The sequence below is a fragment of the Weissella fangxianensis genome, from assembly GCF_024718545.1.
Classification (GTDB): Bacteria; Bacillota; Bacilli; order Lactobacillales; family Lactobacillaceae; genus Weissella; species Weissella fangxianensis.
The window spans coordinates 1-12,272 of sequence record NZ_JAMXDB010000009.1 but is presented as its reverse complement, the minus strand read 5'-3'; the positions used below and the strand labels follow the sequence as shown (position 1 = coordinate 12,272).

11 protein-coding genes are annotated in these 12,272 nt (G+C 38.9%); 10 read left to right on the top strand and 1 reads right to left on the bottom strand.

Translation table 11 applies throughout. The features are described from left to right. Position 1 precedes the first annotated feature (1 nt). Positions 2 to 667: a hypothetical protein gene (locus NGR58_RS04035; protein WP_258088360.1), complete on the top strand. Its 666-nt coding sequence runs from the start codon at positions 2 to 4 to the stop codon at positions 665 to 667. A gap of 1,015 nt (positions 668 to 1,682) precedes the next feature. Then, complete coding sequence (locus NGR58_RS04030; protein WP_258088359.1) at positions 1,683 to 3,038, top strand: Na+/H+ antiporter NhaC family protein; 1,356 nt, start codon at positions 1,683 to 1,685, stop codon at positions 3,036 to 3,038. On the opposite strand, the gene NGR58_RS04025 is transcribed toward NGR58_RS04030, so the two are convergent. Then, positions 3,019 to 3,411: a ribonuclease HI family protein gene (locus tag NGR58_RS04025; RefSeq protein ID WP_258088358.1), complete on the bottom strand. Its 393-nt coding sequence runs from the start codon at positions 3,409 to 3,411 to the stop codon at positions 3,019 to 3,021. The two genes, NGR58_RS04030 and NGR58_RS04025, sit on opposite strands and share 20 nt — an antisense overlap. 96 nt (positions 3,412 to 3,507) lie before the next feature. On the opposite strand from NGR58_RS04025, the gene NGR58_RS04020 reads away from it, so the two are divergent. The 8 genes from NGR58_RS04020 to NGR58_RS03985 all read left to right on the top strand — a co-directional run bounded on the left by NGR58_RS04020 (position 3,508) and on the right by NGR58_RS03985 (position 12,070). Further along, positions 3,508 to 3,888: an EbsA family protein gene (locus NGR58_RS04020; RefSeq protein ID WP_258088357.1), complete on the top strand. Its 381-nt coding sequence runs from the start codon at positions 3,508 to 3,510 to the stop codon at positions 3,886 to 3,888. Next, a complete protein-coding gene (locus tag NGR58_RS04015; protein WP_258088356.1) occupies positions 3,881 to 4,795 on the top strand; it encodes an RluA family pseudouridine synthase in 915 nt (304 codons plus the stop codon). Before NGR58_RS04020 ends, NGR58_RS04015 begins: the two co-directional genes overlap by 8 nt. Positions 4,796 to 4,986: 191 nt before the next feature. Further along, entirely contained in the window at positions 4,987 to 5,499 is a 513-nt protein-coding gene (pyrR, locus tag NGR58_RS04010) for a bifunctional pyr operon transcriptional regulator/uracil phosphoribosyltransferase PyrR (RefSeq protein WP_075269301.1), read from the top strand. Between the two features lie 61 nt (positions 5,500 to 5,560). Next, positions 5,561 to 6,646, top strand: a complete 1,086-nt coding sequence (locus NGR58_RS04005) for a carbamoyl phosphate synthase small subunit (protein ID WP_075269302.1) — start codon at positions 5,561 to 5,563, stop codon at positions 6,644 to 6,646. Beyond that, positions 6,643 to 9,111, top strand: a complete 2,469-nt coding sequence (locus NGR58_RS04000; RefSeq protein ID WP_258088355.1) for an ATP-binding protein — start codon at positions 6,643 to 6,645, stop codon at positions 9,109 to 9,111. The genes NGR58_RS04005 and NGR58_RS04000 overlap by 4 nt, the downstream gene beginning before the upstream one ends. 70 nt (positions 9,112 to 9,181) lie before the next feature. Then, positions 9,182 to 10,228 carry a peptidylprolyl isomerase gene (locus tag NGR58_RS03995; RefSeq protein WP_258088354.1) on the top strand — a complete coding sequence of 349 codons (1,047 nt, stop codon included), beginning with the start codon at positions 9,182 to 9,184 and terminating at the stop codon, positions 10,226 to 10,228. Between the two features lie 152 nt (positions 10,229 to 10,380). Continuing rightward, on the top strand, positions 10,381 to 11,682 hold the full coding sequence (gene purB, locus NGR58_RS03990; protein ID WP_258088353.1) for an adenylosuccinate lyase: 1,302 nt from the start codon (positions 10,381 to 10,383) through the stop codon (positions 11,680 to 11,682). A 142-nt stretch (positions 11,683 to 11,824) separates the two neighbouring features. After that, positions 11,825 to 12,070 carry a CsbD family protein gene (locus tag NGR58_RS03985; protein WP_258088352.1) on the top strand — a complete coding sequence of 82 codons (246 nt, stop codon included), beginning with the start codon at positions 11,825 to 11,827 and terminating at the stop codon, positions 12,068 to 12,070. The last annotated feature ends 202 nt before the right edge of the window (positions 12,071 to 12,272 follow it).

Here is a 12,272-nt window from a genome sequence, read left to right as displayed (position 1 = left end):
TATGGTAATTAATGAGGATTTATTTAATAGTATCGGTCTAGACAATAAACAAAAGATTAATCAGGAAGATGTCTTTTCAAAAGAAATAAGTGCTGGAAAAATTAGTATAGACAAATCTGAATTTTCTAAAGAGAAGATTGATGTTTTTTTCTCTGATTATGCTGGATATAGCATTAATTTAAAAAAATATAAATTTTCTAATTTTGATTCCGAATTTCCGCCTGATCAAGGAATTCAACAAGCGTTTAATTTAATTAAAAGCAACTATAAGCAATCTGTATTATTCGATTTTAATGAGATAAATAAATATTCAAATACCTATAATACACGTATGTTACCAATTTTAAAGGAACATATAAACTCATCGGTTCCTGAAGAAAAGAGATTTAATGCTTCAGAATATTTATACGCTGAAGGAAGAGTTCATAAACCTGGTAATGGTAAAGGACCGTTTCGTGTTTTTATGAGGTGGATCCCTATTCATAGTACATTGAATGGCAACATTCTTACCAAGGATGCTTTGGTTGTTGAATTCTATGACCCTTTTCACTTAGTTTTTCCGTGGAAAGATGGTATAAAGTACGAGAATGTATCATCTAATTCTAAAATGCTGAAAGAACGATATTATAAATCTATTCCAAAAAATTATAGACTTTATACGTTATGATATTTTAAGCCCACTAGGTTATTCGATTGAATAGCTTGGTGGGCTTTTTTGTTATGTGTTATAATTCCTGTGTAGAGTGTAATAGCTATTTGATTGACTACTCTTAATTAGCTCTACAAATAGTTATGTGTTGAATGAGTCATATAACTATTAAAACCGTGATTCACTCACCATCACTGATTGCTCTTTTCATGGTTTTAGCCACCAGCTTGTATGACTGGTGGTTTTTTTATGAGTTATTTAAAGCATCGTGTTAAAATATTTGTATAGATATTTGGTAGGCAACATTGACTACTAACTATCTTGATTAGATTCTTCTAGATTTTGTTTACTTACTACAGTTTTCATTTTGTTTTATCTCATCTTATTAGTTATTTGTAACTAGGATAGGACATTTTAAAAAGCCCCACTGGGTAGAGTAGTCACTCTATCTGGTGGGGCTTTTTTGTATTGGGAACTAACAGGGAACTATTTGTTGCCAAACCATTGATACAAAAGCGTTCTTGAACTTCAACAAAAATATGGTCTTGCTTAATTGCAATTCCTTACAAAAGCCGTTACATAGTGCTAAATGCCTATGTGGCGGTTTTTTTGTGCAAATTTTGGTTTGAGTTTTGTGTAATTACCTTGTGATACATTGCTGAAGACAAAGTTGACAAAGAAAACATTGATGCGTACAATAACGGGTATCAGTAGGGGACTTCATTGTATGTCAGAGAAGCTACGGGAGCTGTGAGTAGCGCAGGTGGAGTCACTGAACTATTTTTAAACATTGAAATAAACGAAAGAGAGTTGATCCGTGGAGACCAACTAATTTTTGGGTGGTACCGCGGAAAAACTTCGTCCCAGTAAATAGGTTTAATACCTGTTTACTGGGATTTTTTTATGCAGATAGGAGCAAAATAATGGGGTATTAAGGCATACAAGTCATGCAGGTGGTCTTACTCGTTATCGACTGAATTAGAAATAGCACATTAATGACAAAAATTATTTCATAAATAGAGGAGAACAGATAATGAATAAGCCGATGACATTTAAACAGAGTATTTTATTATTATTAGGATTAGTTTTTATTTTTAGTGGTAGTATCCTTGGCTTTGGGTTATCACCCAATGTGCCACTTGTGATTAGTATTATTACAGTCATGATATTTGCGAGAATTCGCCGAACATCTTGGCAAACAATCCAGGAACAGTTGCTAAAAGGGATTGAAAAAGCGCTGGCACCATTATTTTTGTTTCTGTTAATTGGTATGTTGATTGGATTATGGATGGCAACTAATACCATTCCATCGTTACTATGGGTTGGCTTAAAAATTGCCAATGTACAATGGTTTTTGCCAAGTGCATTACTGATTATGGGCTTGATGGGAACAATGATTGGATCTGCCTTTACAACGATAGCGACGGTAGGAGTTGCATTAATGGGCGTGGGGACTGCGATTGGATTTGACCCAGGTCTCGTCGCTGGTGCTGTACTGTCTGGTGCAATTTTTGGTGATAAAAGTTCACCATTATCTGATTCAACAAATTTAGCAGCATCAATCGCAGGGACTGACTTATTTGCACACATTAAGAACATGATGTGGACAACAATTCCAGCATTATTAGGCTCATTATTGATTTTTATTGTTTTCAATCAACATCAGGTCATTAAGGGTAGCATGAATGATTTGCAAAAGTTAGCTGATTTGTTAACCCCTACATGGTGGTCAGCATTGCCAATTTTATTGTTATTTATTATGGCGTGGCGTCATGTACCAGCCATTCCAACGTTATTAGTTAATATTACTGTGACAGGATTTATGTTTATGTTAAATCACACGCCACAGCAGTTGGCAGATGTTATTATGAATGGTTCAAAAACAACCATTAAAAATGAATTATTAGCAGCATTGTTGAACCGTGGGGGGATGCTTTCTATGATGCCCACAGTCATCATCATTATGCTGGCGCTAGCATTAGGTGGTTTATTAACTGAACAAGGTGTTTTAAAGGCGGTTATGACACCATTAGTCAAGCGCATTAAAACAAAAGCAGGCGTGATTACTGGTACGTTGGTGACAGGTATTTCAGCTAATTTCCTAATTGGTGAACAATACTTAGCAACGATTTTACCCGGACAACTTTGGCGCGATACTTTTGTTCGATTACAGGTGAGTCGGCTGGCTTTAGGAAGGACGTTGGAAGATTCAGGGACAGTGATTAATTACTTAGTACCTTGGGGTGTTGCTGGTAGTTTTGCTGCACAAACGTTAGGTGTGCCAGTGACTGCTTTTGCACCATTTACTTTTTTCGCATTACTATCACCTGTTTGTTCGCTAGTCAGTGCGTGGACTGGGATTGGACAGCTTAATCCTGACGATGAATAGCTTGCCAAGCTAATTGATGGGCGCCATGGTTTTGTTTTTCTGGTATCCAGGTGCTAATGATTAAATGATAGCGATCATAGTAATGTAATAATTGTGCTAATTGGGTACCAAAGTGCTTCGCATAGCGTTTATGAATACTGTCGATAACAATTTTAGAGTCGGCATAGTACATGATGGTATCAGTATCACTACTAAGCGTTGCTAACACTTGGAAAGCCCAAATAGCTGCTGCGAATTCTGCTTCATGATTTGACATATTTCCCAGGTAGTGATGCCGTTGAATTTGTTGTCCATCATATAAAATGACTAGACCGGCACCACTATTACCAGGGTTTCCTTGACTAGCAGCATCTGAATAAACTTTGATTAACATGACAAGTACCTCCAATTTCATTATACTAGATGATAGAAACATTCTCAGATGGTTTACAAACAACATGCTTATTAGTAAATCAGAAAGGACATAAGAATGAAGGGATATTACCAACCAGCAGGCCTACTTGGCTGGGTCAACTGGCTGTGGATTTTAATGATTGCTATGTTTGGCCTCGTCATGCTATTAGAGGTTACGCACCTCAACGTTTGGACAATTGGTGCTGTGGTAGTTTTCATTATTGTTGCACTATTAACTTATTTTAGAAGAAGAGTCGCATTGGCTACAGACGCACTTTGGATTTTACCAACGTTTGGCGTTCATACAGATAAATTTCGTTTTTCTGAAATGTCACATGTGCAGTTTACGAAAAGGACTGTCTTGTTCAGTTATGATGGTGAATATTATCATTTTTGGATGAACCGGCGCTTTTTGAACAGCTTAAGAAAAGAAATTGAAGGAAAAACAAATGACTGAGGAATCACTGACAATCACAGACCAGAAGGGACGCTTAGATAAAGTTGTCGCAGATGCATTTACTGAATATACACGAACACAAGTATCAAAGTGGATCGATGAAGGTGTTTTAACGGTCAATAAGGAAAACAAGAAACCAAATTACAAAGTACGTCCTGATGATGTCATATCATTTGTTGTGCCGGAACCAGTTGCTTTGGATCTTAAGCCAGAGAATTTACCGCTGGATATTGTCTACGAAGACGACGACTTATTAGTGGTTAATAAGCCGCAGGGGATGGTCGTTCATCCGGCTGCTGGTCATCCGAATGGTACGTTGGTCAATGCTCTAATGTATCATACTGAGCTGTCTTCAATTAATGGTGTTATTCGCCCAGGGATTGTGCACCGTATTGATAAAGATACGTCAGGCTTACTGATGGTTGCCAAAAATGATCAAGCACATGAGGCCTTGTCATTAGATTTAAAAAACAAGAAAAATCTACGCCAATATTATGCTTTGGTGCATGGTGAGTTTTCTGAGAATAAAGGCACGATTAAAGCACCGTTGGGACGTTCAAAAACCAATCGTAAGAAACAAGCTGTTATTGCTGGTGGTCGTGATGCCATCACTCATTTTGAAGTTGTTAAACGATATGTGGGTTATACGTTATTACGGGTAACCTTAGAAACTGGGCGTACACATCAAATTCGTGTACACATGGCCTATATTGGTCATCCAGTGGCTGGCGATCCATTATATGGACCAAAGAAAACGTTGGCGGGCAATGGTCAATTTTTACATGCGGCTACCTTAGGATTAACGCAACCAACAACAAAAGAAGCACTAACATTTGAGGCACCTTTACCACAGTATTTTGTTGACGCAATGGCAGAATTAGAACCTTATGCAGAAGAAAATAACTGATAGTACGCAAACCGTGTTGAACATGATAAAATAGACCTAGGTAAATTGAATGAATGTAACTTTCTTAAAGTAATCCTGTGAGTTTACTAGGAGGTAACGTAATGAATAAGACTGCATGAGACGTTATCCTTTTTAGAAGTGATGGGGTCTCTTTTTATTAGTTGAAATCAATGAGAGAAAAGGAATAGATTATGGCAAAAGAAATTGTTGATGCAATGGCGATGCAACGAGCACTCACAAGAATTACATATGAGATCATCGAAAAGAATAAAGGGGTGACAAATCTTGCTATTGTCGGGATAAAGACACGTGGCGTCTTTATTGGTCAACGAATTGCTGATCGCTTGCAACAATTAGAAGGAGCGACAATTCCTGTTATACCACTTGATATTACACATTATCGTGATGATGATGCTGAACGAGCTGGTGAAAAATCATCTTTTAATGTAGATATCGATAACAAGCGAATTATTTTAGTTGATGATGTGCTATTTACTGGTCGGACGATTCGGGCAGCCTTAGATGCCATTATGGATAACGGACGACCTGCAGCTGTTAACCTAGCAGTCTTAGTGGATCGAGGCCATCGTGAGTTACCAATCCGTGCTGATTTTGTTGGCAAAAATATTCCAACAGCAACTTCTGAAAAGATTCGCGTAAACATGAAAGAATTTGACGGCCAGGATGGTATTGAAATCCGTTAGTTTTTCAACGGTTAGACGGGAAGGAGGGATCGTTTAGCATTTGCCAAACGAGATCTACGTCATGACAACACGTTATTTAATTTTACAAGATGGTACGGTATACGAAGGTGAAGCTTTTGGGGCACCAGCAACGACTTTTGGTGAACTAGTGTTCAATACGGCGATGACTGGCTATCAAGAAATTATCACGAATCCAATTTATTACAATCAAATTATCATGTTTACGACACCGACAATTGGTGCGGCCGGTATCAACCATTATGCAGATGAAGCAATTGTGCCAGCAGTCAAAGGAGTGGTTGTACGTGAAATTGCGGAGATTTCAACTAATCGTATCCGAGCACTTAGCTTAAATGATTATTTGAAAAGACATAATATCCCCGGTATTTCGCAAATTGATACACGGGCATTAACACGACATTTACGTGAAACCGGGGTCCAAAAAGCATCAATTGTTGATCAACCAGATGACCATGCTTTTGATCAATTGCGAGCAATGGTATTAACTAATCAACAAATTGCGCAGATTTCAACACCGAAAGCATATGCTAATCCCGGACGCGGCGCAAATGTTGTGGTGCTGGATTTTGGCCTTAAAAGTGGTATTTTACGAATGTTAAGCGATTTTGATGCGAATGTGACCGTATTGCCTTTTTCAGCGACATTTGATGAGGTTGCCAATCTTGATCCAGATGGCCTAGTCATTTCATCTGGACCGGGTGATCCGGCACAAGTTCCGGAAACAGCGCTTGATCTTATTCGTGAATTTGAGACACGCGTGCCATTGTTTGGTATTGGTTTGGGGCATGAATTATTTGCGATAGCTAATGGGGCTAAAGTTAGTGAATTGACTTCAGCTCATCACGGCATGAACCATCCAATTCGTGAGCAAATCACGAAAGATATCATGTTTGCAACACAAGGACAGGCGTACTATGTTGATGCAAAATCTATTAAAGATACACCTTTGTTTGTAACCCATATCGATATTACTGATAACCAAATTCAAGGATTACGCCATCGGGATTACCCAGCATTTAGTGTACAATTTTTTCCAGATGCGGCTCCTGGACCATTAGAAGAGACCCAAGCATTCGCTGAGTTTATGGAAATGGTGATGGCCCGTCGAGGAGGTGGAACGATATGACAGAACGAGTATTAATCATTGGTGGTTCCGCTAACGATTTTGGTCGAGAAACTGAGGGTGATGTAGCGGCTTATCAGGTCGTTCAAGTACTGAAACAATATGGTCATGAAGTGGTGGTGGTTGATGACAATCCGTACTCATTTACTAGCGCACGTCACGATATCCAAGTCATTGAACAAACATTAACAGTTGAAAATCTGGTTCAAATTATTAATGATGAGCATATCACAGCGATGGTTGCGTCGGTAGGTGGATCAACAGCCACACGATTAGGTGCTGATATCCTGAGACTTATGGGTAACGGTGCACCAACGGTTTTGGGGTTATCTTTACCGGTCATGCAAGCTACCCAAAACACAAAATACCTACACGAGCGTTTGCAGCAACTAAATATACCGACAGTCCAGTCACGACTTGCTAGTAATGTGAGTGAGGTTTTTGATGCAACCAGAGATTTTGAGTTACCAGTTGTCATTCGACCAGTTGCGCCAATGGGTCAAACATTGCGATTACAGGTTGAAGATACAGATGATTTAGAGGAAGCGGCAGAAACCGCACTTGCTCGTTCAATTACACATCAGGTAAATATTGACAAGAGTATTCGTGGATACCAAGAAATTTCTATGTTGGTTATTCGTGATAAGAGTAATTCGACCATTTTAATTGGTGGTGTCGAAGATATGGACCCGGTTGGGATTCATTCAGCGGATTCAATTGCGATAACCCCAATTCAAACTTTGCCAGACCCGGTTTATCAAAAATTACGTGCTGCAGCAATCAAGGTTATTAGAGGCTTTGATGTTGTGGGGTTATTAGAAGTCCGTTTTGCAGTGGATCCTAAGAATAATGAATATGTCATTACCCGTGTGACACCTTACTTTGATCGGACAGCAGCCTTGTTGGTGGCAGCAACAGGTTATCCACTGGTTCCGGTGGTCGTTCGGTTAATGTTAGGTGAAAATATCGAAGATGTTCAGACACCGGTTATTGGGGCAAACCATACAGCATTATTAGAACCAACGATGGATCACATTGTGATTCGTTTCCCAATTTTTTCATTTGGAGATTTTGAATCAAATGGTGTTAAAACAGAGCATCGGTTAAACACAGTCCAAAAGTCAGTCGGGGCAACGATGGGAGTTGGTCGTAGTGTTGAAGAGGCTTTAGAGAAAGCTATTCGTGCGGCACACTTTAATAATCGTAATTTTTCACCAACTGTGATGAATGCGATAACTGATAATGAAATTATTGAGCAATTGATTTACCCGCGTGATAATCGAATCTTTGTATTAATGGAAGCCTTGCGCCGTGGTTACACGGTTGATGAACTAGCAGAAATGACAAAAATCAATGCTTTTTATTTCTATAAATTGGCTCAGATCAATAAATTAGAAGAGACCGTCAAGAACAATGCTTGGCAAACAGATGTTTTAAAATTAGCCAAGTATTATGGTCTTTCAGATGGGTTGATAGCCCGTTTATGGAATGCTAAGTTTGAAGAGATACGTCGTTATCGTTGGGATAATGGTATTTTGCCAACATTTAAGGCGTTTGAACCCTCTGCTGGCGAATTCGAAGAAGCAGCTAATCAATACTATTCTACTTTTGAGTCAGAGAATGAAAGTAATCGTTTAGACCGGCATTCCGTGTTAGTCATTGGTCCTGGTGGCTTCCGGTTAGGGGATGGAGCAGCTGCCTCCTACGTGATGGCGATGGTTGTCAAAGAACTCCAAAGCCAAAATATTAGTACGATTCTGATGAACAATAATCCGACTGATTTGATGTTTATGTCGGAGTTAGGTAGCAAAAAATATTATGAGCCGTTAGAAATTTCTGACGTTATGAACGTCATTGAAATCGAACAACCTGTGCAGGTATTTGTACCGGGTAATCGTATTAAATTAATAAAGAGTTTGCGGAAAAATGGTGTTAACGTCCAGGTAATTGCTAAGGAAAAATACCTGCCAAGTAGCATGAAAGATGACTTACCATATACAGTAATCAACTACTTTTATGATGGCCAAACTATCTATCTAATTGGCTTAGGTTATCAAAGCAACCAAGGAATTATTTTAGACCAAACCATGATGTCAGAGGAATTGTGGGAACGATTACCAAAGCCACGAATGAGTTCTGAAACACCAGGGCTTTATCAATTGATTATTAATCAATTACCAAGTTACGATGAAAACCCGGCGATGATTGTGCGACCAATGCCGTTTACGATGATAGCTTTCCTAGACAAGGTCACGGGTATAGATTGGTTACGTTTAGTCATTCGCTATATGTTAAATCGACAAACGTATGCCGAACAACAGTTTTTGGCGCAACTAAGTTCATTAGATTGGCGTGTACCAAAGGCGCAACTCGAGTATTGGGATGCGGATTTTGCGGAACATATGGAAATTAATGAAGAATTGGACAATGGTCGTTATGCGATTGGCGCAACTTACCGTATAATTTAAGTAACAGTTGTGTTTATATGATAAACTAGACAAGTTGAATTAAAAAATTTCTAGAAAGAAGGCACTACCGATGTGGAAAAAAGTATTAGGCGTGCTCGTCGTAATTGCGGTGGGTGTTGGGCTGGCTGCTTGGGGAATTGGCCCAAAGTTGCTCGTAACGACCGATGCAGGTAATGTTTCACAAGCTGAATATTACAAAAAGTTAAAAAGCTCTCCAGAAGGGCAAGAAGAATTGGCCAATATGATCATTCAAAAGGTTTTGGATGATAAATATGGAGATAAGGTTTCAAAGAAATCGATTGAATCACAATACGATGATGCCAAGTCACAATATGGTTCTCAATTCTCACAAGCTTTGTCACAAAATGGCATGACTGAAGACAGTTTCCGTGATTCATTGCGCCTACAAGCTTTAGAAAAGCAAGCAGTGATTGCAGATAAGCATTATTCAAATAAGCAACTACGTCAGGCTTACAAAGAATATCAACCAAAGGTTAATGTGTCAGTTATTTTGACTTCATCAGAAGATGATGCCAAAAAGGTTATTTCTGAACTTGACAAGGGTGGTGACTTTGCTAAGTTAGCCAAAGAAAAGTCAACTGATACTAATACCAAGAAAAACGGTGGTAAGATGACTGGCTTTGATTCAACTGACACTAATCTTGAAGATGATTTCAAGACAGCTGCTTTCAAGTTGAAGAAGGGTGAATACACGAAGACACCAATTAAGTCAACTTCATCAAAGGGTTACTTTGTTATTAAGATGAATTCAAAGAGTGATAAGAAGTCATTCAATGCTTTGAAGTCAAAGATGAAGAATATCTTAGTTGAAAAGACGATGTCAGATACATCTGAAGTTCAAGCAATTGTTGGTGAAGAATTAGGTAAGGCAAATGTAAACATTAAGGATTCAACATTACAAAATGTTTTGTCTACTTACACGCAAGCCGCCGCAACAGCTAAGACATCAAAGAATAGTTCATCTGCTGAAAGCTCAAGTTCTTCATCAGAAGCTTCTTCAAGTTCTGACGCAAGTTCATCAGCCTCATCAGAGAGTTCAAGTTCTGACGCAAGTTCAAGTTCTGCATCAAGTTCTAGTTCAGAAGATGATAAGTAATAGATGTTAAATAAATCAGGCTAGTACATTTCTGTTCTAGTCTGGTTTTTTATTGGATAAATTGCTGAAAGAAATTCGGATTTAGGTTACAATGGTTGTTGAATATAATAATTTGTTCGGTTTTTCGAAAAGAAATAAGAGGTAAACGAAGGATGCTTGATCGTTACACACGCCCGGAAATGGGACGTATTTGGTCGCTTAACAATCAATACCAATCGTGGTTAGATGTTGAAATAGCTGCTACGGCAGGATGGGTTTCAGTTGGTCATGTGCCAGCAGAGGACTTAGCTGCTATTCGGGCCAATGCAAAATTTGATGTTGATCGCATTGCAGAAATTGAACAGTCAACGCGTCATGATGTGGTTGCTTTTACCAGAAATGTTTCCGAATCATTGGGCGAAGAGCGTAAGTGGATACATTATGGGCTAACTTCAACGGATGTTGTTGATACGGCGCAAGCGTTGAGATTACGACAAGCTAACCAGGTGATTAAGGATGATTTGAAGGCATTAAAAGAAACGTTAGCTGAACTGGCATTAAAGTATAAAGACACGGTTATGATGGGACGTACACATGGTGTACAGGCGGAACCAACAACGTTTGGTTTAAAGATGGCACGATTCTATCAAGCAGCCGTACGCAACATTGAACGTTTTGATAAAGTTGCCGCAGCCATTGAAACGGGTAAACTTTCAGGAGCGGTAGGAACTTTCGCAAATATTCCACCACAAGTTGAAGAAGTGGCTATGAAAGAACTAGGGCTAACACCACAACCAATTGGTTCACAGGTATTACCACGTGATTTACATGCAGATTACATGACAACGATTGCGGTTATCGGTGCTAATTTGGAAGAGTTAGCAACGGAAATTCGTGGGTTACAACGTTCAGAAATTCATGAAGTCGAAGAAGGTTTCCGTGGTGGGCAAAAGGGTTCATCAGCAATGCCGCATAAACGTAATCCAATTGGTTCTGAGAATGTTGTTGGTTTGTCACGTGTCTTACGCGGTTATGCAGTAACCGCACTTGAAGATGTGACATTGTGGCACGAACGTGATATTTCACATTCTAGTGCGGAACGGATTGTGCTTGTTGATGGCACAACTGTCTTGGACTATATGTTGCATCGTTTGACAAATATTTTACGTAATCTACAAGTATTCCCAGACACAATGGAACAAAATATGGGTCGCACATATGGCTTGATTTATTCACAACGCTTGTTATTGAAATTGGTAGACGCTGGTTTATCACGTGAAGCAGCCTATGATACGGTGCAACCACTAACCGCCGAATCTTGGGACCACCAGCGACAATTCCGTGAGTTGGTGGATGCTGATGAGACAATTAAAGCTAATTTGACGCCTGCACAGATCGATGATGCCTTTGATTATCACTGGCACCTTAAGCATGTGGATGATATTTATAAGCGATTAGGGTTATTAGAAAAGTAAAATTGGCAGATATATTATGGCGAATGTAGTTACTTTAAAAATAGTTACATTTGTCATTTATTTTTTATTTAATAGATATTATTTGCACTGTCCATAAATACCAGTTATTATAGAGAAAATATAGAAACGGGGGATTATATTTATGGCATTCGAAGACGATGTAAAAGGAAAAGTAGATCAGGCTTCAGGTAAGGCAAAAGAAGTTGCTGGTGTTGTTTCTGATGATGAAAAGTTAGAGGCAGAAGGTAAGGCACAAGGCGTAGCTGGTAAGGCACGTGGCGCTTTCGGTGATGCTAAAGATAAAGCAGAAGAAGCAGCTAAGAACGCGAAAGAAAAGACAGAAGATGCAGTTGATAATTTGAAGTCAAAGTTTGATAAGGAAAAGTAGCTGACAAGATAAAAGGCTTTTGTCTTTTATCCGTTAGTTTTCACAATAGCGATCAGGACATTTATTAATGTTCTGGTGAACTGAACCCCGTAAGTTGGAGTAATTTCCAAAACTTACGGGGTTTTACTATGTTTTCAAAAGAAGTACAAATTGAAGCTGTCACAATGTATCTACAAGGTATTCCGCCTTATAAAATACGGAA